This is a genomic window from Glycomyces dulcitolivorans, from assembly GCF_003265355.1.
GTDB lineage: Bacteria > Actinomycetota > Actinomycetes > Mycobacteriales > Micromonosporaceae > Glycomyces > Glycomyces dulcitolivorans.
Map to the genome: position 1 here is coordinate 1 of NZ_QFRW01000298.1, position 24,953 is coordinate 24,953.

General features: G+C 69.3%; 23 protein-coding genes and 1 pseudogene. 7 read left to right on the forward strand and 17 right to left on the reverse strand.

Annotated elements, in window-relative coordinates; genetic code table 11:
* The 4 genes from DI269_RS20410 to rimP form a co-directional block, all read right to left on the reverse strand.
* A partial coding sequence (locus tag DI269_RS20410; RefSeq protein ID WP_198667591.1) for a translation initiation factor IF-2 N-terminal domain-containing protein occupies nucleotides 1-634 on the reverse strand: 634 nt, incomplete at its 3' end.
* Nucleotides 635-714: 80 nt separating this feature from the next.
* On the reverse strand, nucleotides 715-1,089 hold the full coding sequence (locus DI269_RS29185) for a YlxR family protein (protein ID WP_408612317.1): 375 nt from the start codon (nucleotides 1,087-1,089) through the stop codon (nucleotides 715-717).
* Entirely contained in the window at nucleotides 1,064-2,098 is a 1,035-nt protein-coding gene (nusA, locus tag DI269_RS20420; RefSeq protein ID WP_112139253.1) for a transcription termination factor NusA, read from the reverse strand. Before nusA ends, DI269_RS29185 begins: the two co-directional genes overlap by 26 nt.
* A 77-nt stretch (nucleotides 2,099-2,175) precedes the next feature.
* Nucleotides 2,176-2,637 (reverse strand): ribosome maturation factor RimP, encoded by a 462-nt coding sequence (rimP, locus tag DI269_RS20425; RefSeq protein ID WP_112139255.1) that lies wholly within the window; start codon nucleotides 2,635-2,637, stop codon nucleotides 2,176-2,178.
* Nucleotides 2,638-2,719: 82 nt separating this feature from the next.
* Between rimP and DI269_RS20430 the strand changes: the two genes are divergently transcribed.
* The 5 genes from DI269_RS20430 (at nucleotide 2,720) to DI269_RS20450 (ending at nucleotide 7,734) form a co-directional block, all read left to right on the forward strand.
* The gene (locus DI269_RS20430; protein ID WP_112139257.1) at nucleotides 2,720-3,112 is read left to right on the forward strand and encodes a hypothetical protein; all 393 of its coding nucleotides are present in this window, start codon (nucleotides 2,720-2,722) and stop codon (nucleotides 3,110-3,112) included.
* Nucleotides 3,109-3,522 carry a DUF4439 domain-containing protein gene (locus DI269_RS20435; RefSeq protein WP_112139259.1) on the forward strand — a complete coding sequence of 138 codons (414 nt, stop codon included), beginning with the start codon at nucleotides 3,109-3,111 and terminating at the stop codon, nucleotides 3,520-3,522. Before DI269_RS20430 ends, DI269_RS20435 begins: the two co-directional genes overlap by 4 nt.
* A 119-nt stretch (nucleotides 3,523-3,641) precedes the next feature.
* The gene (locus DI269_RS20440) at nucleotides 3,642-4,223 is read left to right on the forward strand and encodes a PadR family transcriptional regulator (protein WP_112139261.1); all 582 of its coding nucleotides are present in this window, start codon (nucleotides 3,642-3,644) and stop codon (nucleotides 4,221-4,223) included.
* A gap of 5 nt (nucleotides 4,224-4,228) precedes the next feature.
* Nucleotides 4,229-4,948 carry an ABC transporter ATP-binding protein gene (locus DI269_RS20445; RefSeq protein WP_112139263.1) on the forward strand — a complete coding sequence of 240 codons (720 nt, stop codon included), beginning with the start codon at nucleotides 4,229-4,231 and terminating at the stop codon, nucleotides 4,946-4,948.
* Entirely contained in the window at nucleotides 4,945-7,734 is a 2,790-nt protein-coding gene (locus DI269_RS20450; protein WP_112139265.1) for an ABC transporter permease, read from the forward strand. Before DI269_RS20445 ends, DI269_RS20450 begins: the two co-directional genes overlap by 4 nt.
* A gap of 144 nt (nucleotides 7,735-7,878) precedes the next feature.
* Here the strand turns inward: DI269_RS20450 and map are convergent, their stop codons facing one another.
* From map to DI269_RS20500, 10 genes are all read right to left on the reverse strand, one after another.
* Entirely contained in the window at nucleotides 7,879-8,775 is an 897-nt protein-coding gene (map, locus tag DI269_RS20455; RefSeq protein WP_112139267.1) for a type I methionyl aminopeptidase, read from the reverse strand.
* 393 nt (nucleotides 8,776-9,168) lie between these two features.
* Nucleotides 9,169-9,699: a hypothetical protein gene (locus DI269_RS20460; protein WP_112139269.1), complete on the reverse strand. Its 531-nt coding sequence runs from the start codon at nucleotides 9,697-9,699 to the stop codon at nucleotides 9,169-9,171.
* Between the two features lie 216 nt (nucleotides 9,700-9,915).
* Entirely contained in the window at nucleotides 9,916-11,097 is a 1,182-nt protein-coding gene (ispG, locus tag DI269_RS20465) for a flavodoxin-dependent (E)-4-hydroxy-3-methylbut-2-enyl-diphosphate synthase (RefSeq protein ID WP_112139271.1), read from the reverse strand.
* Between the two features lie 28 nt (nucleotides 11,098-11,125).
* Nucleotides 11,126-12,394: a M50 family metallopeptidase gene (locus DI269_RS20470; protein ID WP_112139292.1), complete on the reverse strand. Its 1,269-nt coding sequence runs from the start codon at nucleotides 12,392-12,394 to the stop codon at nucleotides 11,126-11,128.
* A gap of 15 nt (nucleotides 12,395-12,409) precedes the next feature.
* The gene (dxr, locus tag DI269_RS20475; protein ID WP_112139272.1) at nucleotides 12,410-13,615 is read right to left on the reverse strand and encodes a 1-deoxy-D-xylulose-5-phosphate reductoisomerase; all 1,206 of its coding nucleotides are present in this window, start codon (nucleotides 13,613-13,615) and stop codon (nucleotides 12,410-12,412) included.
* A 14-nt stretch (nucleotides 13,616-13,629) separates the two neighbouring features.
* A complete protein-coding gene (gene purU / locus DI269_RS20480; protein WP_112139274.1) occupies nucleotides 13,630-14,475 on the reverse strand; it encodes a formyltetrahydrofolate deformylase in 846 nt (281 codons plus the stop codon).
* Between the two features lie 59 nt (nucleotides 14,476-14,534).
* Nucleotides 14,535-15,845, reverse strand: a complete 1,311-nt coding sequence (locus DI269_RS20485; RefSeq protein ID WP_112139276.1) for an ABC transporter substrate-binding protein — start codon at nucleotides 15,843-15,845, stop codon at nucleotides 14,535-14,537.
* Nucleotides 15,846-15,888: 43 nt separating this feature from the next.
* Entirely contained in the window at nucleotides 15,889-16,782 is an 894-nt protein-coding gene (locus DI269_RS20490) for a carbohydrate ABC transporter permease (RefSeq protein ID WP_112139278.1), read from the reverse strand.
* Complete coding sequence (locus DI269_RS20495; RefSeq protein WP_112139280.1) at nucleotides 16,766-17,767, reverse strand: carbohydrate ABC transporter permease; 1,002 nt, start codon at nucleotides 17,765-17,767, stop codon at nucleotides 16,766-16,768. Before DI269_RS20495 ends, DI269_RS20490 begins: the two co-directional genes overlap by 17 nt.
* Before the next feature lie 214 nt (nucleotides 17,768-17,981).
* Nucleotides 17,982-20,132 (reverse strand): MMPL family transporter, encoded by a 2,151-nt coding sequence (locus DI269_RS20500; protein WP_112139282.1) that lies wholly within the window; start codon nucleotides 20,130-20,132, stop codon nucleotides 17,982-17,984.
* Nucleotides 20,133-20,300: 168 nt separating this feature from the next.
* On the opposite strand from DI269_RS20500, the gene DI269_RS20505 reads away from it, so the two are divergent.
* Entirely contained in the window at nucleotides 20,301-21,071 is a 771-nt protein-coding gene (locus tag DI269_RS20505; protein ID WP_157975119.1) for a TetR/AcrR family transcriptional regulator, read from the forward strand.
* 52 nt (nucleotides 21,072-21,123) lie between these two features.
* Here the strand turns inward: DI269_RS20505 and DI269_RS20510 are convergent, their stop codons facing one another.
* Both DI269_RS20510 and DI269_RS20515 read right to left on the reverse strand, forming a co-directional pair.
* A complete protein-coding gene (locus DI269_RS20510) occupies nucleotides 21,124-22,692 on the reverse strand; it encodes a Rieske 2Fe-2S domain-containing protein (protein WP_112139286.1) in 1,569 nt (522 codons plus the stop codon).
* Nucleotides 22,693-22,731: 39 nt separating this feature from the next.
* Nucleotides 22,732-24,066, reverse strand: a complete 1,335-nt coding sequence (locus DI269_RS20515) for an RNA-guided endonuclease InsQ/TnpB family protein (protein WP_198667593.1) — start codon at nucleotides 24,064-24,066, stop codon at nucleotides 22,732-22,734.
* Between the two features lie 185 nt (nucleotides 24,067-24,251).
* Here DI269_RS20515 and DI269_RS20520 point away from each other — a divergent pair, with 185 nt between their 5' ends.
* Complete coding sequence (locus tag DI269_RS20520; protein ID WP_112139288.1) at nucleotides 24,252-24,470, forward strand: DUF2631 domain-containing protein; 219 nt, start codon at nucleotides 24,252-24,254, stop codon at nucleotides 24,468-24,470.
* A gap of 61 nt (nucleotides 24,471-24,531) precedes the next feature.
* Here the strand turns inward: DI269_RS20520 and DI269_RS20525 are convergent.
* A pseudogene (locus DI269_RS20525) lies at nucleotides 24,532-24,953 on the reverse strand (DivIVA domain-containing protein); the annotation flags it as partial.

Genomic DNA, 24,953 nt, shown 5'->3' on the forward strand with positions numbered 1-24,953 from the left:
GCGGCTTCGCGCCGGTGCCGCCGCCGACGCCGAACGGGTTCTTGGGGCCGGGCTTCGGCGCGCCCGGACGGGCCGCCGGAGCGGGCTTGGGGCCGGGCTTGGGAGCCGCCGCGGCGACGCGCGCCGCATCGGCCTGCTCCTGCTGCCGCTTGAGCAGCTCCTCGGCGCGCTTCTGCTCCGCGGCCACCTCGATGTCGCGGGCGGACGCGGGCTTGATCTCGGGCTGGGGCGCGACCGGAGCGGGCTTGGGGCCCGGCTTCGGACCGGCGGCCGCACCCGGCTTCGGGGCGGCCTTCTTGGCGATCTTGCGCGCTTCGGCCTCGGCCTTGGCCTCGGTCTTGGCGTCCTTCGCCTCGACCTTGGCCTGCATGATCTTGGACGGGCTCGGCGCCGCCGGACGGGGCCTTGCGGCCGCCGCGGGCTCGGGCGTCGGGGATTCGGTCTTCCCGGCCGACGCAGCCGGGGCGCCCTGTGCGGCGTCGTACTCCTGCCGCAGCCGACGCGCCACCGGCGCTTCGACCGTGCTCGACGCTGACTTCACGAACTCGCCCATGTCGCCCAGGCGCGAGAGCAGCTCTTTGCTCGTCGTGCCCAGTTCCTTGGCAAGTTCATGTACGCGGGGCTTTGCTGCCACTGCACTCCTCAATTCGAGGTCGTACGGGCAGCGCCCGCCGACCTTAACTACCGACTAGCAACGTGTTCATTCGAAGAACTTCATCGCGTGGTCTTCATTCGGTCTCTACCTGCTTCGTGTGCGGGAGTCGGCCTCTCGGCCGACTCCGACTCGACAAGGGCTCGCACCGCGGCGACGTCCACGGCTCCTTCGATCCTGAGCGCCCGGGCGAACGCACGCTTACGAACTGCCTGTTCAAGGCAGTTCGAAGAGTGGTGCACATGGGCTCCGCGGCCGCTGAGGCGGCGCTGCGGGTCCGGAACCAAAAGGTTCTGGCAACCCTCAGAGCGTCGAACGACGACGCGCAGCAGCTCGGAAGCGGAAGCACGTCTGCGGCATCCCACACAGGTGCGGACTACCGCTGCGTCACGTTGCGATCCGTTAATAAGTCTACCTCCCGGAGCGGCGGCCGCCACCGGCCGGGCCGGTCTCCTCCTTCGCGCCGCCGGACACGTGGGCGTCGGACTTGATGTCGATCCGCCACCCTGTGAGCCGCGCCGCAAGACGCGCGTTCTGGCCTTCGCGGCCGATCGCCAGCGACAGCTGGTAGTCCGGGACGATGACCTCGGTCGAGCGCGTGGACTCGTCCACGACCCGCACCGACAGGGTCTTCGCCGGCGAGAGGGCGTTCGCCACGAACTGCGCGGGGTCGGCGCTCCAGTCCACGATGTCGATCTTCTCGCCGCCGAGTTCGCTCATGACGGCGCGCACGCGCGAGCCCATGGGGCCGATGCACGCGCCCTTGGCGTTGACGTCCTTGGTTGTGGCGCGCACCGCGATCTTGGAGCGGTGACCGGCCTCACGTGCGATCGCGGGGATCTCGACGGCGCCCTCGTCGATCTCGGGCACCTCGAAGGCGAACAGCTTCTTGACCAGGGCGGGGTGGGTGCGGGAGAGGGTGATCTGGGGTCCGCGGGCGGTCCGGTTCACCTGGATGACGATGGCGCGGAGCCGCTTGCCGTGCTCGTAGTTCTCGCCGGGGACCTGCTCGTTGAGGGGGAGGGTGGCCTCGATCTTGCCGAGGTCGACGGTGACGATGCCGCGCTCGTTGCGCTCGCCGTGGGCCTGGACGACGCCGGTGACGATGTCGCCCTCCTTGCCGGAGTACTCGCCGTAGTTGACCTCGTCGGCCGCTTCGCGCAGCCGCTGGAGGATGACCTGCTTGGCGGTCTGGGCGGCGATGCGGCCGAAGCCCTCGGGGGTGTCGTCCCGCTCGGAGACGACCTCGTCCTCCTCGTTCAGCACGGGCACCAGCACATTGGCGATCCCGCTGTCGCGGTTGACCACGACTCGTGCGCGCTCATCGGCCCCGGGGGTGTGCTTGTAGGCGGTCAGCAGCGCCGATTCGATAGCGCCGAGGATGGTCTCGAAAGGGATGTCGCGCTCGCGTTCCAGCGACCGCAGCGCGGCCAGGTCGATATGCACCCGTACTCCTTAAGTCTTGAGTTGTCCTCACCGCGGCCGTTCAAGGCGTGCGAGCCGGCGACGTCGCCATCGGACGCTCATCTCAGCTCGATCTGCACCTTGCCGGGCCCCAGCTCGGCATAGGTGGCCGAACGGCGCGCGCCGTCGGCCTCTAGTTCAATCCCCCGCTCGCTGGCATCCGCGATCCGCCCTTTTACGGGCTCCTCCCCGATGTTCACGGCTACCAAGCGCCCAATATTACGCCGCCAGTGCCGGGGCTCGGTCAGCGGACGGTCGACGCCCGGCGAGGACACTTCCAGGGTGTACGCGGTGTCGGCGAAGGGCCCTCCCGTGGAGTCGGCCTCGTCCAGGGCCTTCGAGCACGCTTTCGAGACAACGGCCACATCGTCCAGACTGATCCCGCCGTCCTTGTCCACAAGGACCCTCACGAGAAGGCGGCGCCCGGCCTTCGTCACCGTGAGCCCCTCCAGGTCGTAGCCCGCGGCGGACACCGCCGGGGTCAGGACGGACTCCACTTCGGCGCGCTGCTCGGATCCCATGCGCACTCCTCTCCTATCGCCTATTTCGCCGAGATTAACCGCCCGGAGTCAGAATGGAAAGGCAGCCTGGGAAACTGGGTGTGTGTTCACGACCCGACGCGGACTCCTGATCGGCGCGGCCGTACTCGTCGCGGCCGGCTGCACGGAGCAGGCGCAGATCACCACCTCTGACGCGGACCTCACGGCCGCGCTCCGCACTGCGCGCGCACTAGCCCAAGGAGCTGAAGCCTTGGGCTACAGCGAGATCGCCGAAGACCACCGGACCCATGCCGCGACGCTGGAGCGGCTGCTGCGGCCCAACTCGATCTCGGAGGACGAGGTCGAGGCGCCGGCCGACGCCGAGGCGCTCGCCGCCGCCGAGACCGCCGGGAGCGTGGAGGCGGCCGAGTCGTCGATGACGACCCAGTCGGACTACGCCGTCCTCTTCGGGGAGATCGCGGCCAGCCGCGCCGCCCACGCGGCGGTGATCGCGTGACCGCGACCGACGACGGCCTGGCGGCCGAGTACGCGGCGATCTACGCCTACGGCGCGGCCGCGGTGCACCTCGACGGGGACGCGCGCGAGCGGGCCGAGGCCCTCGACGCCGAGCACCGCTCGCGGCGCGACGCGCTCCTGGACCACTACGCGGCAGCCGGGGCCGAGGCGCCGCAGCCCGCGGCGGGCTACGACACCGGCGTGGTCGCCGACGCGGCCGCGGCGCAGGAGCTGCTGACCTCCGTGGAGCTGAACGTGACCGCGACCTGGCGGGCCGGCGTGGCCGCGACCGACCCGGACGAGCGTCAGCTGTGCCTGGACATGTACGCCGCCTCGGCGGTGTCGCTGGCGCGGTGGCGGCTCGCGATCGGCCAGGCCGTCGCCGACCCGTGGCCGGGACGCCCCGAATAATTCACTGACCTGGGGGAACGCCAGGAAGCCATACCGCGTATCCATCATTTGCATACCCGCTATACCCTACTGAGTATCTCTTCACGGTGAAGAGTGTCCCCAGCGATGCGAGGTTGCACATGAGTGTCAAGCACAGCCTCCTGGCACTGCTCGAACGCGGCCCGGCCTACGGCTACCAGCTGCGCAGTGCGTTCGAGAGCGCCACCGGCAACACCTGGCCGCTCAACATCGGCCAGGTCTACACCACCCTCAACCGGCTCGAACGCGACCGGATGGTCGAGGCCCTGCCCGAGAACGAGTCCGGCCAGCGCCCCTACCGGATCACCGACGCCGGGCGCCGCCAGCTCGCGGGCTGGTTCGCCTCCCCCGTCCAGGCCGCCGACCGGCCCCGGGACGAACTGACGATCAAGCTCGCCCTGGCCGTGACCACCCCCGGCGTCGACGTCGCCGACGTCATCCAGCGCCAGCGGACGGCGACCCTGCGCCTCCTCCAGGAGTACACCCGGCTCAAGGCCGCCGAGGACCATGCCGAACTCGCGTGGCTCCTGGTCCTGGAGTCCATGATCTTCCGCGCCGAAGCCGAGGTCCGCTGGCTCGACCACACCGAGGCCGTCGTGGCCAGGACGGACCTGCCCGCACCGAGCCCTTTCGCAGCGCACGTCGACCAACCCGAAACTGAGATCCTCCGAGAGAACCGGTGACCCCCATGACCGTTCTGCAACTGAGGGGCGTGAACCGCGTCCACGGCGCCGGCGACAACGCCGTCAACGCCCTCATCGACACCGACCTCCAGGTCGCCGCCGGCGAGCTCGTCGCCATCATGGGCCCCTCGGGGTCCGGCAAGTCCACCCTCCTCAACCTCGCCGGCGGCCTCGACGCCCCCAGCTCGGGCGAGGTCCTCGTCGAGGGCACCGTCCTCGCGTCCCTGAACAAGAAGCAGCTCGCGCGCCTGCGCCGCCGCAGCGTCGGCTACGTGTTCCAGGACTACAACCTGGTCCCCAGCCTCACCGCCGCCGAGAACGCGGCCCTGCCGCTCGAACTCGACGGGATCTCCGCGGGCAAGGCCCGCGGGCAGGCCCTCGCCGCGCTCGAAGAGGTCGGGCTCGACGCCAAGCAGGCCGACCGGTTCCCCGACGAGCTGTCCGGCGGCCAGTCGCAGCGCGTCGCCATCGCCCGCGCCCTCATCGGCGAGCGGCGCCTCGTCCTCGCCGACGAGCCCACCGGCGCCCTCGACTCCACCACCGGCGAAGAGGTCCTCAAGCTCCTGCGCCGCCGCTGCGACGCCGGGGCCGCCGGACTCCTGGTCACCCACGACGCCCGGCACGCCGGGTGGGCCGACCGCGTGGTGTTCCTGCGCGACGGCCGCGTCGTCGACTCCTCCGCGCCCCTCCCCGGCGCCGAGACCCTCCTCGAAGGGGCCCAATGATGTTCGCCGGCCAGCGCCTGGCCTACAGGATCGCGCGCCGCGAGGCGATGCGCTACAAGGGGCGGTCGGCGCTGTCGATCACGCTCCTGGGGCTCCCCCTGCTCGCCGTCGCCATCGGCGCGAGCGTCTACGACACCGCCATGCTCTCCGAGGAGGAGACCGCCCAGCAGGTCCTCGGCGACAACGACGCCTACATCGAGTTCGGCGTCCCCGGCGCCCCGCTCGTCCAGCACTCCTGGAACGACCGCTGGACCATGTACGACATGGAGGACTACGAGGATCCGGGCCGGGCCGTCACCGACACCGAGATCCTCAGCAACCTCCCCGTCGGGTCCTGGATCGCCCCGTACACGCCCGACTCCGGCTCGGGCGAGTCGGCGCAGGTCGAGACCCCCGACGGGCTCGGGCAGGTCTTCACGTACGGCTACAGCCTCGCCGACGACCTCTACGAGGCGGCCGGGCTCGAATACCTCGAAGGGTCCGCGCCCGGACGCGGCGAGGTCGTCGTCAGCGGCGCCGCCGCCGACTACCTCCAGCTCGGCGTCGGCGACGACCTCGTGGTCGAGAGCGGCCCCGGCAAGGGCGAGCACGAGATCGCCGGCATCGTCGAGATCCCCTGGGACCTCAACGGCCGCTACGCGATCGGCGGGGTCTTCCCGGCCCAGGCCGGCGGCTGGCTGGTCGACACCCCCGAGCCGCTCACCAAGGACCAGGCGCTCGCGCTCAACGAGCTCGGGATGACCGTCTGGGCCAAGTCGCTGCTCGACGAGCCGACCACCGGGTCGTACGGCGACACCCAGGTCATGATGGACGAGGCCGAGCTGACGATCTACGGCCTCATCATCGTCGTGGTCGTCATGGAGGTCGTGCTCCTGGCCGGGCCCGCGTTCGCGATCAGCGCCAGGCGGCGCACCCGCGAGTTCGCGCTCATGAGCGCCAACGGCGCCACCCCGGGCCAGATCCGCAACACCGTCCTCGCCGGAGGCGTCCTCTTCGGGCTCCTCGCGGCGCTGGCGGCGATCGTGATCGGCATCGGGCTGGTCGCGGCGGGCCTGCCGTGGCTGGAGCGGCTGATCGGCCACCGCAGCGCCGGGCTCCGCGTCATGCCGGCGCTCCAGGCCCTGCTCGTCGGCGTCGCGCTCGCCACGGGCCTGCTCTCGGCGCTCGCCGCCGCGATCAGCGCCTCGCGGATCAACGTGGTCGCGGCCCTGACCGGCCGGTCGGGCCGGCGCAAGAGCTCGAAGCGCTGGATGTTCATCGGCATCGGCATGGTCGCGGCGGGCGTCGCGGCGGGCCTGGGCGGTGTCGCGCTGTGGAGCATGCCGCTCATGGCCGCGGCGATCGTCCTGGCGCAGCTGGGCATGGTCGTGTGCACGCCCGCGCTGCTGTCGTTCACGGCGCGGCTGGGCCGGTGGCTGCCGCTGGCGCCGCGCATGGCGCTGCGCGAGGCCGGGCGCAACCGGGGCTCCGCGGCCCCGGCGATCGCGGCCGTCCTCGGCGTCGTCGCCGGCGGCATGGCGTTCTCGATGATCGTCACCGCCGACTCGGTGCGCGCCCAGCAGGACCAGGAGCAGATCCTGAACCAGGGCGCGATGACGCTGACGCTGTACAACAACGCGGGCGAGGGGATGCCCGACTGGGACGCCGCGCGGGCCGAGGCCGAACCGATCCTGGAGTCGCGCCTCGACGGGGTCGAGCTGACGCAGGTGCCCACGTACAGCCCCGCCGACGACTGCGCCGGCGAGCTCGGCGAGGACGAGTGGGCGGACTGCCAGTGGACCATCACCAGGCCCGAGGAGCACGTGTGCTCGTACTGGACCGCCGACAAGCCCGATGAGGAGTCCGACCGCGCCGCCGTCGAGGCGGCCCGCGAGGACCCGAACTGCGACGAGACCGGCGCCGACTACTGGGGGCCGATGTACGACATCCCCGGGTCGACCGACCCGGCGATCGTCGCGGCCTACACCGAACTCGAAGGCGACGAGCTCGACAAGGCGGTCGAGGTGCTCGAAGCGGGCGGCGTGCTCGTCAGCGACCGGCTCTCGCTCACCGACGACGGGACGGTCGTGCTCCAGCTGTCGACCAGCGTCTACGGCATGGACGCCGACCAGACCGAGGAGCCGGTGATCACCGAGACCGAGCTGCCCGCGATGGTCGTGGACAAGGGCCAGCTGGGCTACAACCGGATGTTCCTGAGCCCCGGCGCCGCCGAGACGATGGGCCTCCAGACCGCGGTCTGGCAGCAGGTCTTCCTGGTGGACACCGAGAAGGCGCTCGAACCGGGGATGGCCGAGGCGCTCACGGAGGACTTCAACCAGGAGCTCGCCGGGGGCGACGTGTGGGCGACGTTCATGGTCGTCGACTACACCGACCCGTTCATGTTCTACTTCACGATCGCCGTGACGGGGCTGTGCGCGCTGGTGGCGCTGGGGGCGACCGCGGTGTCGACCGGGCTCATCATCGCCGAGCAGCGGCGGGACATGGCCACGCTCGGCGCGGTCGGCGCGGCCCCGGGGCTGCGCAAGCGCTTCGCGATGTGGCAGACGGTGGTGATCGCGGCGTTCGGCGCCGGGCTCGGCACGGTCGCCGGGGTCATCGGGTACGCGCTCATCCGGGAGGCGCTGAACCGGCCGCTCCAGTGGACGTACCCGTTCAGCGCGATGTACGGCTGGGAGCTGCCGTGGACGAGCTTCGCGATCATGCTGCTGGCGGTGCCGGTCATCGCGGCCGCGGGGGCGATCGTCTTCACGAAGGCGACGCTGCCGAGCGAGCGCCGGATCACTTAGGGGGCAAGGGGAAAGGCCCGTCCGCGCTGCGCGGGCGGGCCTTTTCGCGTGCACTGGGGCGGGGCGGCGCCGGCTCAACCCCTCGGAGACATCGGCATCTCTCTGACCGGCGCCGCCCCGCCTCAGCTTAGGAAGCTGATGCCACTAGAGCTGTCCCGCAGGCGTTCCCGCGGGGACCCCAGTGGACGGCAGGGTGAGGATCTCGAAGCCGTCGTCGGTGACCAGGAGCGTGTGCTCGAACTGGGCGGACCACTTGCGGTCCTTGGTGACGGCGGTCCAGCCGTCGTCCCACATGTCGTGCCCGGCGACGCCGAGGTTGATCATCGGCTCGATCGTGAACGTCATGCCCGCCTCGATCTCGACGTCGAGCTGCGGGTTGTCGTAATGCGGCACGTAGAGGCCGGAGTGGAACGAGGTGCCGATGCCGTGGCCGGTGAACTGGCGGACCACCCCGTAGCCGAAGCGGGCGGCGTACGCCTCGATGACCTTGCCGACGACGTTCAGCTGGCGGCCGGGCTTGACGGCCTTGATGCCGCGCCAGGTGGCCTTCCAGGTGCGCTCGACGAGGTCGCGGGCCTCCTGGGAGACGTCCCCGGCCAGGAACGTGGCGTTGCAGTCACCGTGGACGCCGCCGATGAACGCGGTCACGTCGATGTTCACGATGTCGCCGTCCCGGACCACCGTGGAGTCGGGGATGCCGTGGCAGACGACCTCGTTCAGCGAGGTGCAGCAGGACTTCGGGTAGCCGCGGTAGCCGAGCGTCGACGGGTAGGCGCCCAGGTCGCACAGGTACTCGTGGGCGACGGCGTCGAGCTGGTCCGTGGTGACGCCGGGCGCGACGGCCTTGCCGGCCTCGACGAGCGCGTCGGCCGCGATCCGGCCGGCGACGCGCATCCGCTCGATCGTCTCGGCGTCCTTGACCTCGCTGCCGGTGAACGGGGCCGGCGCGGGCCGGTCGACGTACTCGGGGCGCGCGATCGACTCGGGGACGCTCCGGCGGGGACTCTGCTTTCCGGGGCGCAGCGCGGGACGGGAACTCATCCCGACAGCGTAGCCAACGCGCACCGCGGGACCTGCGGGGCCGCTGTGACACCGTTACCGAGACGACGCGGAAAAGTGCGGTTCGCGAGGAGAAAACCTCTTGCGTTTCGGAGGCCGACTCGGCATCCTGAGTGCACCGGCCCGCACCTTGTGGACGCAGGCCGGACCCCGCGAGGCCTCTCCTATCCGAGCCGACGCGGGGCGCAGCTCTCGCGGTAGTTCCGCCGGCCCGGTTCCGACCGGGCGGGCGGTGTACGACACCTCCCGCGGTCGAGCGCCCCGCCTGTCCAACCCAGGCGGCGTGCAGTCGCCCTGCGTCGGCTCACCACATCCCCCGACGAACAAGGCCCGCGTCCCCCCGTCAGGGGCGCGGGCCTTCCTTTCGCGAAGCCTTCAGGCGGCTTCGAGCTCCTTGGTGGGCGCCTCGGCGTCCTCGGCCGCGGCGGCCGCCGCCTCGGGGGCGCCGACCTCCTGCGCGAGCCGCTCCCACAGCATGCCGCCGGAGTGCGCGATGGCGCCGATGATCGAGGGCACGAACGGCAGCACCCAGTCCGCGAGGAACCCGGTGTGCGGCATATTGAGCACGAGCATGGCCGAGCCCGCGCACAGCAGGCCCTGGAGGGTGCCGCGCCAGGCCGCGCGGGTGCCGTCGATGACGGCCTCGCGGCGCTCGGTCGCGGGGTCGTGGAACTCCGAGAGGCCCGCGGCGTCGCGGCGCCCCAGGTAGCCGCCGACGACCGCTTGGACCGCCGTGCCTGCGACGACCGCGGCGAGGAGGCTGTTCTTGGTGACGACGTAGATCAGCGCGAACAGGAGCCCGCCGCCGAGGAGCGTCAGGACGCCCCGGATCCAGTCGACCTTCTCACCGGGGTACCAGTAGTACTTGGTGACACCCTCGGAAATCTGGCGTTCGATCTTGCCCATGTCGGTGGCTCCCCATTGTGTTCGAAGGCCCAGTGGCAGGCGCAGGCACGACGTCATTATGCGTGGCGCACGACACTGGGCAAGCGGAATCCCCCGAGTCACCATTGTGGAATTTTGCACACGATGAGCGCGGTGTCCGGTTCACCCCTGGCGTGAACTGCCGCTACGTACCAGCGTAGGGAACCGACCAGGAGTCCGGAGTCGCGGATCCGACAGTCAGTGGACCTTGACGACCGGCCCGGCGAGCCCCCGGAGCTCCTCGGGGAGTTCGGCGCCCATCTGCTCGGCCAGTTTGACGGCCTCCTCGATGAGGGTCTCCACGATCTGCGACTCCGGCACGGTCCGGATGACCTCGCCCTTGACGAAGATCTGGCCGCGCCCGTTGCCGCTGGCGACGCCCAGGTCGGCCTCGCGGGCCTCGCCGGGGCCGTTGACGACGCAGCCCATGACGGCCACGCGCAGCGGGACCGGCAGGCCTTCGAGACCGGCGGTGACCTGCTCGGCCAGGGTGTAGACGTCGACCTGCGCGCGCCCGCACGAAGGGCACGAGACGATCTCCAGGCCGCGCTCGCGCAGGCCCAGGGACTCCAGGATCTGGTTGCCGACCTTGACCTCCTCGACCGGCGGGGCCGAGAGCGAGACGCGGATCGTGTCGCCGATGCCCTCCGACAGGAGCGCGCCGAACGCCGCGGCCGACTTGATGGTGCCCTGGAACGCGGGCCCGGCCTCGGTGACGCCCAGGTGCAGCGGGTACTCGCACTGCTCGGAGAGCAGGCGGTAGGCCTTGACCATGACGACCGGGTCGTTGTGCTTGACCGAGATCTTGATGTCGCGGAAGTCGTGCTCCTCGAACAGGGACGCCTCCCACAGCGCCGACTCCACCAGCGCCTCGGGCGTGGCCTTGCCGTACTTCTGGAGCAGGCGCTTGTCGAGCGAACCGGCGTTGACGCCGATGCGGATCGGGGTCCCGGCGTCCTTGGCGGCCTTGGCGATCTCGCCGACGCGGTCGTCGAACTGCTTGATGTTGCCCGGGTTCACGCGCACCGCCGCGCACCCGGCGTCGATGGCCGCGAACACGTACTTCGGCTGGAAGTGGATGTCGGCGATGACCGGGATCTGCGACTGCTTCGCGATGACCTTGAGCGCGTCCGCGTCGTCCTGCGTCGGGCACGCGACCCGCACGATCTGGCAGCCCGTGGCGGTGAGCTCGGCGATCTGCTGGAGCGTCGCGCCGATGTCGGAGGTCCGGGTGGTCGTCATCGACTGGACGCTGATCGGGGCCCCGCCACCGACGAGGACGCCGCCGACGTTGAGCTGCCGGGTCTGCTTCCGGGGCGCCAGGGGCTCGATCTCGTGATCGTGGCGCTTGGTGGGAATACCGAGGTTCACTGCGGTCATGTGGCTAGTCTCCACCCAGATTCGCGGGTCAGTTGAAGATAGTGATCGGGTTGACGATGTCGGCGGTGACGGTCAGCAGCATGAAGCCGCCGAGCAGGACGATCACAGCGTAGGTCAACGGCATCAGCTTCAAGTAGTCCACTCGGCCCGGGTCCGGCCTGCCGCGCTTGGCCGCGATCCAGGAGCGCGCCTTCTCGTACCAGGCGATGGCGATGTGTCCGCCGTCCATCGGCAGCAGCGGCAGCAGGTTGAACACGCCGATGAAGTAGTTGAGGACCACCAGCAGCATGAAGAACATCGCCCACTGGTCGTACTGGACCATCTCCCCGCCCAGGCGGGAGGCCCCGACGACGCTCACGGGGGTGTCGTCCGCGCGCTCGGCGCCCCAGATCGAGTCCCACAGCGGCGGGATCTTCGAGGGCAGCTGGCCGAGTGCGATGAAGGTCTCTTTGAACATGTCACCGGTGTAGGTGACGGTCTCGCCGATGCCGGCGATCGGACCGGCCCCGGAGGCGGTGTAGGGGATGGCCGGGTCGACGTACACGTACACGCCCAGGCGCGCGGCGGTCTCGGTGCCGCCGTCCTCGGCCTCGACCTCGGCGGCGTACGGGGTGACCTCGACGGTCTTCTCGGTCCCGTCGTGGTCGACCACGACGGCGACCGGCTCGCCCGGGGTGAGCTCGCCGACGGCGGCCAGGAGGCCGTCCCAGTCCGCGACCTCGGCGCCCGCGATGGAGACGATCTCGTCGCCGTTCTCGATGCCCGCGGCCCAGGCCGGGCCCTCGACCTGGCCCCCGGTGCAGTCCCCGGCGGTGCCGGTCGCGGGGTCGGAGGTCTCCACGCAGGGGGCGACCTCGACGGCGACGTCCTCCTGCGCCTGGGTGGCGGCCTCGGCCCACGCGGGGTTCTGGCCGATGCCGACGAAGGCGACGAGGATCCACAGGACGATGAAGCCGAGCACGAAGTGCGTGACCGAGCCCGCGGCGAGCACGATCGTGCGCTGCCACAGCGGCTTGCGCCAGAAGACCCGCTTCTGGTCCTTCTCGTCGAGCTCTTCCTCCTCCTCTTCGAGGGGGGTCATGCCGACGATCTTGACGAAGCCGCCCAGCGGCACGCCCTTGACGCCGTACTCCGTCTCGCCCTTGCGGAAGGACCACAGGGTCGGCCCGAAGCCCACGAAGTACCGGGTCACCTTCATGCCGAAGCCCTTGGCGGTGAGCATGTGCCCGAACTCGTGGAGGCTCACTGAGATGAGGATCGCGAGCGCGAAGAGCGCGATACCGGTGATGTAGGCCAGCAAGTCTGTCTCCTTCTAACGCTCGGACGCGTCCAACACTAGCTTCCGGGCGCTCGACCGCGCCCACTTCTCCGCTTCGAGTACGTCTGCGACACTGGCGGGTCGGCCGAACTCGGGGGCGGCTTCGAGGACGCTCGAAATGGTGTCGACGATGCCGGGGAACGCCAGTCGCCCGTCGCGGAACGCGGCGACCGCTTCTTCGTTGGCGGCGTTGTAGACCGCGGGCAGCAGCCCCCCGGCGCGGCCGGCGTCCTTGGCGAGCGCGACGGCGGGGAACGCGGTCTCGTCGAGCGGTTCGAAGTGCCAGTCGGCGGCCTTCGTCCAGTCGACGGGGCGCGCGGACCCGGGGAGGCGGTCGGGCCAGGCGAGGGCGTGGCCGATGGGCAGGCGCATGTCGGGCGGGGAGGCCTGGGCGATGGTGGAGCCGTCGGTGAACTCGACCATGGAGTGGATCACCGACTGCGGGTGGACCACCACTTCGATGTCGTCGTAGCCGATGCCGAAGAGCTCGTGGGCCTCGATGACTTCGAGGGCCTTGTTGACCATGGTCGCGGAGTTGATGGTGATCACCGGGCCCATGGCCCAGGTGGGGTGGGCGAGGGCGTCCTGGACGGTGACGTCCGCGAGCTGCTCGCGGGTGCGCCCGCGGAAGGGCCCGCCGGAGGCGGTGAGGACGAGCTTCGCGACCCGCTCGGGCTTGCCCGAGCGCAGGCACTGGGCGAGCGCGGAGTGCTCGGAGTCGACCGGGACGATCTGGCCCGGCTCGGCGAGGTCCCACACGAGCGCGGCGCCGGCGATGAGCGACTCCTTGTTGGCGAGGGCGACCTGGTGGCCGGCCTTCAGCGCCGCGAGGGTCGGTTCGAGGCCGATCGAGCCGGTGATGCCGTTCAGGACCGTGTGGCACGGCCAGGCGGCGAGCTCGGTCATGGCCGAGCGCCCGGCGATGAGCTTCGGGATCCTGGCGTCGCCGGAGGTCCAGCCCTGCTTGGTGGCAGCGGCGAACAGCCGGAGCTGGACGTCCTCGACGGCGGTGGCGTCGGCGACGGCCACGACGTCGACCCCCAGTTCGATCGCCTGCTCCGCCAGGAGCGCCGGGTTGCCGCCGCCCGCGCCGATGCCGACGATGCGGTACCGGTCGGGGTTGGCGCGGACGATGTCGATCGCCTGGGTGCCGATGGAGCCGGTGGACCCCAGGAGCACGATCTCGCGTTGGTCGGTCACGCGGTCATTGTCCCCTAGCGGAAAACGACGGTGCTGTGGCCGTTGAGGAGAATCCTCTGATCGAGGTGCGCGGCGAGGCCGCGGGCCAGGCAGGTGGACTCCAGGTCGCGCCCGGCCGAGACGAAGTCGTCGGGGCTCATCGCGTGGTCGACGCGGGCGACCTCCTGGTCGATGATCGGGCCCTCGTCGAGGTCGGAGGTGACGTAGTGGCAGGTCGCGCCGATGAGCTTGACGCCGCGGGCGTGGGCCTGGTGGTAGGGCTTGGCGCCCTTGAAGCTCGGTAGGAACGAGTGGTGGATGTTGATGATCCGGCCGGGGAGCTTCGCGCAGAACTCGGGCGAGAGGATCTGCATGTACCGGGCGAGGACCACGACGTCGATCTGCTCGGCCTCGATGAGGTCGAGGACCTCCTGCTCCTGGGTGGCCTTGCCGCCGGGCCCGACGGGCAGGTGGTGGAAGGGGACGCCGGAGGAGGCGGCGAGGTCGGCCCAGTCGGGGTGGTTGGAGACGACAGCGGCGGCCTCGCCGTGGAGGGCGCCGATGCGGAAGCGGTACAGCAGGTCGTTCAGGCAGTGGCCCTGCTTGGAGGCCATGATGAGGACGCGCGGCTTGACGGCGCGGTCGTGGAGCTGCCAGTCCATGTCGAATTCGCGGGCGATCTCGGCGAAGCCGACGGCCAGTTCGTCGCGGGAGTGCTCGGTCTTGAACTCCACGCGCATGAAGAAGCGTCCGGAGCCGTGCTCGGAGAACTGCTGGGAGTCCTCGATGTTCGCGTCGCGGCGGGTGAGGAAGCCCGAGACGGCGTAGACGATGCCGAGGCGGTCGGGGCACGAGACGGTGAGCACGAACTGGCTGGTCATCGGATCAATGATACGCGGGAGGGGACGGGCGGCGGCCCGTCCCCTCCGTGCGTGAGGCGCTAGGCGCCGATCGCGGTGTTCACCTGGTCGATGAAGGACGCGGTCGACTCCTCGACCGTGGCCGTCCCGAACAGGAGGCCCTCGTAGACGCCGCGCATGATGTCGGCGGCGGCGCCGGAGCCGACCGGCGGGACCGCGGGGCCCTCGCCCAGGTCCGGGGTGATGGCGGCGACGAAGTCCGCGCCGAGCTTCTGGTCGGCGGGCAGCAGCGGCAGGACCCGCTCGCGCTGGGCGATGTTGGCCGGGAGGCCGCGGTCGCCGAGCATGAGGTCGAGGGACTCGTCGCTGTTGAGCAGGAAGTCGATGAGCTTGCCCGCGGCGGCCTGGTCGGAGGTGGTGCGCGCGGCGGACCAGAACATGGCCGACTTGAGGTACAGGCCCGGCTGGACGCCGGTGAACTCCCCCGGCGGGCGCAGCAGGACGAGGTCGGAGCCGAGGACGGTCTGGATCGCGCCGATCTGGTTGGTCCAGTAGAACTCGGATGCACCGGTGCCGGTGGCGAGCGGGGACTGGTCCTGGCCCGCGGCGGCGTATTCGACGATCTTGCTGGACTCGGGGATGCCGCCGGCGGCCTGGAGGTCGAGGACCAGCTGCCACCACTCGTTCATGGTGGCGTCGGTGAACCCGAGGGTGCCCTCGTCGGTGTAGAGGCTCTCGCCCTTCTGGCGGGCGAACACGTTGAACAGGGACTCGTTGCTCAGCGAGAGGCCGGAGGAGCCGATCGCGTCGCCGCCGGCGGACACGGCGGCGGTGAAGGTGAGGAAGTCCTCCCAGCTCCAGGCGGTGTCGTCGGGCATGGCGACGCCAGCGGCCTCGACGATCGCCGGGTTGACCAGGAGCGCGAAGGCGTTGACGCCGGTGGGGATGCCGTAGGTCTTGCCGTCGAACTGGCCGGTCTTGAGGGTGGCCTCCTCGATGTTCGACAGGTCGATGTCGAGGTCCTCCAGGGGCAGGAGGGCGTTCTTGTCGGCGTAGTCGCGCAGGTAGCGGTCGTCCTGCTGGAGGACGTCGGGCGCGTTGTTGCCGGAGACGGAGACGTTCAGCGCGTCCCAGTAGGAGTCGAACTCGCTGGGGCTGGGCTTGATCGTGACGCCCTCGTTCTTGGCGAGGAAGGCGTCGATGATCTGCTGGGTGTACTCGTGGCGGGGGTCGGAGCCCCACCACCAGAAGTCCAGCTCGCCGTCGCCTTCCTCGGCGCCGCCGCCGCCGTCGTTGCCGCAGGCCGCGAGGAGGGGTGCGGCCGCTGCACCGAAGATCCCTGCTTTCGCGAGCGTCCTCCGCGAGACGCCCGAGGGGTTGGGTTTGCGCATTCTTTCGTCCTTTCAGGACAGTGAGAGGATGGTATGCCGGATGTTACTTGATGCCGGTGGTGGCGATCCCCCGGACGAGGTACCGCTGGCCGGCGAGGAAGAACCCGAAGATCGGGCCCAGGGCGACGATCGACATCGCGAACAGCGCCCCCCAGTTTGTCGTGCCGGTGGAGTCCATGAACAGGCGCAGTGCCAAGGGGACGGTCTGGAGGTCCACGTCGCGCAGGTAGATCAGCTGGGAGTAGAAGTCGTTCCACGTCCAGATGAACGTGAAGATGGCGGTCGTCGCGAGCGCGGGCATGCACAGCGGCATGATGATCCGCAGGTAGGTGCCCCAGTAGCCGCAGCCGTCGATCGAGGCGGCCTCGTCCAGTTCGCGCGGCAGGCCGCGGATGAACTGGACCATGAGGAACACGAAGAACGCGTCAGTGGCGAGGAGTTTGGGGACGATGAGCGGCCAGAAGGTGTCGACCCAGCCGAGGTTGTTGAACAGGATGTACTGCGGGATGATCACGACGTGGATCGGCAGCATGATGGTGCCGAGCATCACGGCGAAGAGCATGCCGCGCATGGGGAACCGCAGCCGCGCGAAGGCGTAGGCGGCCATCGAGCAGGACACCAGGTTCCCGACGATGGACCCGGCCACGATGACCATCGAGTTCCAGATGTACTTCTCGAACGGGTGCGGCAGGGCGTTCCAGCCCTCGGCGTAGTTGCTCCACTCCCAGGTGTTCGGGAGCAGGCCCGGGTCGGCGAAGATCTCGTCGATCGGCTTGAAGCTGGCCGAGAGCATCCACAGCAGCGGGTAGATCATGATCATCGCCGCGATGGTCAGGAGCAGGTGGAAGACGAAGCGGCGCAGGCCGGTCGCGGCGCCGCGCTCGGCGCGGCGGCGGGTCGGGGCGGGGGCCGGGATCGTCTCAGTCGTTGTCGCCATAGAACACCCAGAATTTCGACATGAGGAAGTTGAGCGCGGTGAAGATCGCGATGATGGCCAGCAGGAGCCAGGCGATGGCCGAGGCGTAGCCCATGTCGAACTGGGTGAAGCCCTGGTCGTAGAGGTACAGCGTCAGGAACATGGTCGAGTCGGCCGGGCCGCCCTGGCCGCTGGAGATGATGAACGCCTGGGTGAACGACTGGAACGAGTTGATGATCTGGAGCACCAGGTTGAAGAAGATGATGGGGGTCAGGAGCGGGATCGTCACGCTCCAGAACCGGCGCATCGGCCCGGCGCCGTCCACTTTGGCGGCCTCGTAGTACATGGTCGGGATCTGCCGCAGGCCGGCCAGGAAGATGATCATCGGGGAGCCGAACGTCCACACGTGCAGGATGATCAGGGTGCCGAGGGCGTAGTCGGGGTGGGAGACCCAGCCGACCCCCTCGATGCCGAGGAGGGCCAGCAGCTGGTTGACCAGGCCCTCGGTGCCGAAGATCTGGCGCCACATGATGGCGATGGCCACCGAGCCGCCGAGCAGCGAGGGCAGGTAGAACACCGAGCGGTAGAACGCCATGCCGCGCAGGCCGCGGTCGAGGACGATCGCCAGGAGGAGCGCGGCCGCGAGCTGGAGCGGCACCGAGACGAAGGTGTAGACCGCGGTGACCTTGACGGCGTTGGCGAGCCGGGGGTCGTCGAGCATCCGGGCGTAGTTCTCGCCGCCGACCCATTCGCCGTAGCCGAGGCTGTAGTCGGTGAAGGACAGGTAGAACGAGGCGACCATCGGCCCGATGGTGATGGCGAGCAGGCCGATGATCCACGGCGACATGAAGCTCAGTGCGGCCCAGCGCTCGCGCGACTTGATCGTCCCGCGGCCCTTGCGCGGGGCCGGATCGGGGCGCTGCGCGGGTGCGGGCGGAGCGGGCTCGGGCGGTGGGCCCGGGCTGCGCCGCTTTGCGCGCACCACAGCGACATCGTTGTCGGTCATAGGGTTTTGGGACCTTTCGGAGGGGGTTGGCTCCTAGATCACATCAATCTATGCAACCGCTTGCCTAAAGTCAATGGCTCAACTTAAATTCTTGGATATTGTTCGGCCCCCGGCCTGGGGATCGCCTCGAAACGGGCGACAGTCCACTGGAGTCTCAGCCGCAACGGGGCGGGCCCGCCCGGAGTCGTCCGGACGGGCCCTGGTTCCCCGGTGGTCAGACGTTGACGGGGGTCCGCTCCGGGGCCGGGACGGCCTCGTCGGACTCCTTGATCCCGTACTTGGCGTACAGCCTCCCCAGCGGGCCGGGGACCCACCAGTTAGCGCGGCCCAGCAGGCGCATCGTCGCGGGGACGAGGAGCATCCGGACCACGGTGGCGTCGAGGAAGATCCCCACCGCCATGCCGAGGCCGATCATCTTCATGAAGGTGATGCCGCCGAAGGCGAACGCGCCCACCACCACGATGAGGATCGCCGCCGCGGCGGTGATGATCGAGCCGGTGGACTGCATGCCGCGCAGGACGGCGGTGCGGTTGTCGGCCCCGCCGTCCCACTCCTCGCGGACCCGCGAGAGCAGGAAGACCTCGTAGTCGGTCGACAGCGAGAACAGCAGCACCAGCATCAGGAGCAGGTTCGAGGGCATGAGGTAGCCCGAGGGCGTGAAGTCCAGGACCCCGGACAGGTTGCCCTCCTGGAAGATCCACACCACGATGCCCATGGTCGCCGCGAGCGACACGAAGTTCATGAGCACCGCCTTGACCGGCAGGAGGATCGACCCGAAGGCGAGGAACAGCACCAGCATGGTCACGACCACGATGTAGCCGACCATCATCGGCAGGCCCTCCTCGACGGCGTCGAACATGTCGACCAGGTCGGAGGCGCCGCCGGTGACCGCGAGGTCGGCGGTGTCGATCGCGCGGGCCTCGTGGATGATGTCGCGGGCGTCGGCGCTGAACGGGTCGACGTCGTAGCTGACCTGGAGCAGCGTCGCGTCCGCGGTCTGGTCGACGACGAGGGCGCCGGTGACGTGCTCGATGTCCTCCAGTTCGGCGATGACGTCTTCGACCGGACCGTTCTCGACCATGACGTCGAAGGTCTCGACGTCGCCGCCGGGGAAGTCGGCCGCGATGGCCTCGGTGACCACGCGGGACTCGGCGTCGGCGGGCATGTCGCGCTCGTCGGTGCCGCCGAATTGGATGTCCACCACGGGGGTCGCGAGCAGGGCCATGAACGCGAGGACGGGCAGGAGGACCAGGACCGGGCGGCGCATGACGCCGGCGGCCAGGCCGTGCCAGAAGCCGGTCTCGGTGCGGGGCACGGCGCGCTTGCGGCGCCAGGGCATGCGGCCGTTGTCGACGCGGTGGCCCAGCAGGTACAGGATCGCCGGGAGCACGACGAGGGCCGAGAGCATCGCGACGCCGACGGCGGACATGACGCCGAAGGCGATGCCGTGCAGGAAGGGCACGTCCACGAACAGCAGGCCGACCATGGACAGGACGATGATGAGGCCCGAGACCATGACGGTGCGCCCGGCGGTCGCGACGGTGTTCAGGGTGGCGGCACGCTTGTCGCGTCCGGCCGCGAGCTCTTCCCTGAAGCGGCGCAGGATGAACAGGGCGTAGTCGATGGACATGCCCAGGCCGATGATGGTGATGACGTTGGCCGCGAACACCGAGACGTCGGTGAACTCGGTGATCACCCGGGTGATGGTGAAGCCGCCGAGGATCGCCAGGCCGCCGATGAGGAGCGGCAGCGAGGCGGCCACGAGCGCGCCGAAGACGATGATCATGATGACCAGCAGGAGCGGCATCGAGATCATCTCGGCGATCTCCAGGTCGTGCTGGGTCTGCTCGTTGATGTCGTTGAAGATCGCGGCGCTGCCGCCGAGGGAGACGTCGAGGTCGCGGGTGTCCCCGGCGTCGCGCAGGTCGTCCTCGATCTCCTGGTAGGCCGCGGCCAGGGACTCGTCGGAACCGCCGCCGAGGGCGAGGGTGACGATGGCGGCGTGCCCGTCCTCGGACACCAGGCCCGGCAGGCCGGAGAGGTAGTAGGAGTTGACCCCGTCGACCTGGTCGAGGGCGTCGATGTCCTCGGTGGCGCCGGTGACGGCGTCCTGGAACTCGGGGTCGTCGACGGTGAGGGTGTCGGACTCGTAGAGGACCACGACGTCGGCGCCGGTGTTGCCGAACTCGTCCTCGATGGCCTGCGCGTCGGTGACCGACTCGGCGTCCTCGGCGATGAAGCCGCCGTCGGTGAACTCGTCGAACACGCCGAGCCCCCAGGTCGCGCCGACGGCGAAGACCGCGGCGACGCCGGCGAGGATCAACCAGCGGGTCTTGATGACCGCACGGCCTAGCAGGGAATACATGGATGTCTCCTATGGGTGTTCAAGGGAGAGGAAGGCGGTGACCGCTGGTGCCGGGAGTCCGGTCGGCGGTACGATGTAAGCGTTGATCATTTAGCTAACGCCGTTTACTCTAATGAACGCCCCTCATAGAGTCAACGCCGTTAACTAAGTTGTAAGAGAAGGAGAGCAGTGACTTCCAACACCGCGGGTGGCCCGACCCGTCGCGAGCGAATGCGCGCCGAGACGATCGCCGAGATCAAGGCGAGCGCCCGGAGCCAGCTCCAGGAGCACGGCCCCAGCGGGATCTCCCTGCGCGCGATCGCACGCGAGGTGGGCGTCACTCCGGCGGCCCTCTACCGGTACTTCGACAGCCTCGACGCACTGCTCATCGCCATCTGCTGCGACCTCTACGACGAACTTATCGCCGACACGGTCGCGGCCATGGACGCCTACCCGAAGGACGCGCACCTCGAACGGATGAAGTCGTGGATCTGGGCCTTCCGCGCCTGGGCCGTGGGCAACCGGCGCGAGTTCGAGCTGATGATCTCCTACCCGGAGGGCAACACCGCCATGTCGATCGACGGCACCCGGCTGGCGCAGTCCCCCGAGAACGTCGACCCGGTGACCCTGAAGTCCCTTGAGCACTCGCAGCTGTGCGGGCGGGAGATGGCGGCGTTCTACCGCAAGACCGAGAGCGGCGAGGTCGAGGCGAACGGGCCCATCCAGCTGCCCGAGATCTCCGACGCGCTCCAGGCGGAGCTGCTCGACAAGTGCTCGGCGTTCATCGTGGGCGAGCTGCTGCCGCTGGAGTGGGTCTTCACGTTCACGTCGGCGTGGGTGCGGGTGTTCGGGCTGGTCGTCATGGAGGCGTTCGGGTCGCTGCCGGTGCAGGACAACGTCGACGAGTTCTACAAGACGCAGATCCTCGCGATGATGAAGGACTTCGGCATCGAGGGCTAGAGCGCGGAAGCCGAAGGGCCGGAATGCGATGCGTTCCGGCCCTCGTTCGCGTCTAGGAGGCCGCGGGGGCCTCTTCGGCCGGGCAGCTTCGGATGTCGTGCCCGACGGAGGTCATGCACTTGCCGGACTTGAGGTTCCACTTCCAGCCGTGCATCTGGCAGGTGAGGACGCCGTCCTCGATCTTCCCGAAGACCGACAGGTCGGCCTTGAGGTGCGGGCAGCGGCGCTGGAACTGCCAGCCGCTGACGGTGATGTCCTCGTCGTCGGGGCGCTGCTCGGCGTACCAGCCCTCGGCGTACTGGAGGCGCTCCTCGGAGAGGCACTTGAAGAACGCGTACACGTACTCGTTGTACTGGCCGATGCGCGCGGCGGTGAAGCGGCAGGACAGGAACAGCGAGTTGACCCAGTCGACCTCGCGGATGTGGAGCAGGTGCTCGATGAGCCGCCGCTCGGTGCGGAAGCGGTAGCGGACCTTGCCGCCGTCGTCGTGGTGGATCTTCCGCTCCAGGAAGTCGAACACGATCGACTCCACGACCGTGTCCGAGTCGGGCGCGGTCAGGTCGAAGCGGACGGGCCCGCCGATGCCGGTGGCGATGTGCTCGGCCGACTCCATGAGCGGCTCGATGCGCTCGCGCAGCGTCTCCAGGACGTCGATCTCGGGGTGGGACCAGGAGGCCTTCTCCGCGGCGATGCGCGGCTGCATGCGCTCCTTGAACTCGTCGAGGTGCTGCTTCTTGTTCTTGAACCACTCGCGCAGGTCGTCCACGGGGTGCTCGACCGAGCCGCGGCCGTCCTCGAAGACCTCGGCGACCGAGCCGGGCAGCAGGATGATGTTCTTGTCGCGCCCCTGCTGCTCCAGCCACTCCACGTACGACATCTGGTCGGGGAAGATGTTGCCCTCGTCGCCGAAGACGTCGTTGAACTGGTACAGCGAGTCGTCGAGGAAGCAGGGCGGGCCGGCGATGGGGAAGACCCAGTCGCCCTTGACGTCGTCGATGTATCGCAGCGAGCGGTCGAAGCCGCGCTCGCGCTTCTGCTTCCCGAAGGCGCGCTTGGCGTTGTCGGGCAGCTCGTAGACCATCGGGAACCAGATGGCGCCGGAGAACTGGAGCAGGTGGGCGTGGATCTTCCCATGCTGGAGGAACACGCTCATGTCGGTGGGGCGGGCGTCGTTCTGGTTGAGCAGGCGGGTGCCGTCGGCGTCCTCGACCCACAGGGAGGAGTCGCCGATGGGGCCGTCGGTGGGGCTGGTGAGCGCCTGGATCATGACCTTGACGCCGCCGGGGAGCTCCACGATCTCCTCGGAGACGGTCTTGATGAACTTGTGGAAGCCGAGGGCGCGCAGCTCGGACTCCAGCTCGGAGGTCGGGTACTCCGGCAGCAGGACGGTCGTGTCCTTGCTGATGTGCTTCGTGAGGTTCTCCTCATCGAAGTGGTCCCGGTGGAGGTGCGAGACGTACAGGTAGTCGGCCTGCCCGAGCGTGTCCCAGTCGAGCTGGGAGTTGTCGGGGAAGGGGAACCACGACGCGAAGTAGGCCGGGTTCACCCAGGGGTCGCACAGGATGGTTCCCGCGGCGGTCTCGATGAACATGCTTGCGTGGCCGGTACCGGTGATGCGCACGGTTACCCTTCCGGACATGGGGACGACGACGCCCCCAGCCTACAATTGACCTCCTCCACCGAAGGTTGCTGGTGGATTTCCTGTTAACCGTGACAGGTTCTCAGGTAGTTGACGGTTCGCAGACCCGGCTGACGCCTGGAGGTCTCCCCGCCCTGGGACGGCCGGCCCGGCCGCCAATAGTGTTCTGTACTTCACATTTCGCGCCGCATTCACATCGGCGTGCTCGGTGAAGCCGCAGGAGGTGCATACGAATCGCGCTTGGCTCTCGCGCGATCTCGCATCCACATTTCCGCAGCCCGGTGCCGAGCAGGTTCGCGAGGTGCCTACCGCACTCACCAGGATGATCCGGGTGCCGGTGTAGCGGGCCTTCGACCGCAAGGCGGCCTCCAAACCGCGCCAGCCCTTGTTCAGGATCGCCCGATTCAAGCCCCGTTTCTGCACGACGTTCACACCGGGTTGTTCGAGCGACCCCACCGCCGAGGCGGTCATGGCACGAGTGCTGAGCTGTTCCAGTCCGATGAGAGCAAAGTCGCGGGTCAGCCGGGCCGCGCTCTGCGCGTTGAAATCAGCGCGGCGAAGCCTGGCGCGGCGATACAGATTCGCGATCTGCTCCTTCACCTGCCGACGCCGTGCCGACCCCCGCTGGCACCGCGCCAATACACGTTGAAGGCGAACGAGGCGCTCCATCTCGCCGACCGACAGGTAGTCCTTCGGCTTGCCTGACGTCGGTTGGACCGGGGGTTCCGGCGACGACACGGTTCGCGGACCCGCGTGCCGCCGGTCGAAGAACTCTCCTTCAGCCGTGACTGCGGCGGTCGCCACCCCGCGGTCCAGACCGGTCGCGGTACCCGGCTTCCCATGTGCCGGAGTCGACAGGCCGTCGTCGACCAGGAACGAGACGAACCAGCGATTTCCATCCCTGATCAGCGTCGCGGACTTGATAACGCCGCCGAGCGGCCTGGAGTGTCTGAAGGTGACCCACCCGAACTTCGGGAGCTTGACCCGAGCCCACTTCCGGTTCAGCTTCTCGACGGTGATGCGCGAGCCGTCAGGGAAGCGGAAGGCGGGCGCGCACTTCGACCGAGACTTCCAATGCACCCTCCGGGCCCCGTGTCTCCGGCATGCTTCGCCGAGGTCTTTGAGCACCTGCTGCAAGCAGTGCACCGGAATCGCTCGCAGCCAGTCGAACTCGGCGCGAGCCTCCGTCAGCTGGCGGCACTGCTCGGTGTATGAGATGAACCGCCCCCGGGCGCGATAGTGGCGATGCTGCTCCAGAGCGACGTTCCAGAGGTACCGAACCGCATCACCGATCGACTCGGCGAACACGCGTTGCTGTTCATCGAGTTCGAGGCGATATCTCCGGCCCGTCAACACGAACCGAACCCTACGTTATGGGTCCGACACAATCTGGATCCCCGACTGGGGCGGGTCCCCCGCGAACGGTCCGTACGAATGGAAGCGCGACAGGAGCGCCGATCACAGCTTGGGCGGGGCCGGGACGCCGGTGCTTGTGGCGTGGGAGACTGTGCGGGATCAAACGAACGGTTGGAGGAACCCGCATGGCTGCCGAAGAGCAGATTCTCTCGCCCGATCAGCGCAAGCCCACCAGCCGCAAGGCCCTGTACTCCGCGCTGACCGTCGGGATCGTCATCAACCTGGCGTACCTGTTCGGCAACCACCAGGGGTGGGTCGAGGACTTCTTCCTCCTCCTCACCGCGACGATCCTGCTGGCCGTCATCGTCACCGACGCCTGGCTGGTCAAGGCCGGCCTGCGCTAGCCCGAGATACTCGAAGAGGGGCGGGACCGCGAACGCGGTCCCGCCCCTCTTTCGTTGCGTCCTAGTGCATCATGCCGCGGCGGGCGAACATCTCGCGGACCTCGCGGAGCGCGGAGTCCACTTCGGCCTCGAAGTAGCCGCCCTGCACGAGCGAGAACTGGCTGGTGTCGAGTTCGCGGTCCGACAGCGGGACCGGGTTGCGCCCGGTCATGGCCGCGGAGACGGCGTCGAACATCTGGTCCACCTGGCCGGGGTCGTAGCCGGAGCCGAAGCGGCGCGGCTGGAAGGCGCGGCGGAGCTGTTCGAGGCGCTGCACGTCGTCGGGCGTGAAGGGGGAGTCCGACGCCCGCATCTCCGTGGTCATCTCCTCGCGGCCGTGGCGGCCGGGGGCCTCGAACGCGCCGCGTCCCTCGTAGGGGTTGCGGCGGCCGAAGTCCGGCGGCGTGGCCGCACCGCGCGGGCCGGGGGCGCCGGGCGGAGGAC

Excerpts from the sequence above, each read along its gene's own strand:
- DI269_RS20450 (WP_112139265.1), top strand. The coding sequence starts at position 4,945 with ATGATGTTCGCCGGCCAGCGCCTGGCCTACAGGATCGCGCGCCGCGAG.
- DI269_RS20490 (WP_112139278.1), bottom strand. The coding sequence starts at position 16,782 with ATGGCGACAACGACTGAGACGATCCCGGCCCCCGCCCCGACCCGCCGC.
- DI269_RS20500 (WP_112139282.1), bottom strand. The coding sequence starts at position 20,132 with ATGTATTCCCTGCTAGGCCGTGCGGTCATCAAGACCCGCTGGTTGATC.
- ispG (WP_112139271.1), bottom strand. The coding sequence starts at position 11,097 with ATGACCGCAGTGAACCTCGGTATTCCCACCAAGCGCCACGATCACGAG.
- DI269_RS20440 (WP_112139261.1), top strand. The coding sequence starts at position 3,642 with ATGAGTGTCAAGCACAGCCTCCTGGCACTGCTCGAACGCGGCCCGGCC.
- DI269_RS20520 (WP_112139288.1), top strand. The coding sequence starts at position 24,252 with ATGGCTGCCGAAGAGCAGATTCTCTCGCCCGATCAGCGCAAGCCCACC.
- DI269_RS20485 (WP_112139276.1), bottom strand. The coding sequence starts at position 15,845 with ATGCGCAAACCCAACCCCTCGGGCGTCTCGCGGAGGACGCTCGCGAAA.
- DI269_RS20460 (WP_112139269.1), bottom strand. The coding sequence starts at position 9,699 with ATGGGCAAGATCGAACGCCAGATTTCCGAGGGTGTCACCAAGTACTAC.
- DI269_RS20445 (WP_112139263.1), top strand. The coding sequence starts at position 4,229 with ATGACCGTTCTGCAACTGAGGGGCGTGAACCGCGTCCACGGCGCCGGC.
- rimP (WP_112139255.1), bottom strand. The coding sequence starts at position 2,637 with ATGGGATCCGAGCAGCGCGCCGAAGTGGAGTCCGTCCTGACCCCGGCG.
- map (WP_112139267.1), bottom strand. The coding sequence starts at position 8,775 with ATGAGTTCCCGTCCCGCGCTGCGCCCCGGAAAGCAGAGTCCCCGCCGG.
- DI269_RS20495 (WP_112139280.1), bottom strand. The coding sequence starts at position 17,767 with ATGACCGACAACGATGTCGCTGTGGTGCGCGCAAAGCGGCGCAGCCCG.
- purU (WP_112139274.1), bottom strand. The coding sequence starts at position 14,475 with ATGACCAGCCAGTTCGTGCTCACCGTCTCGTGCCCCGACCGCCTCGGC.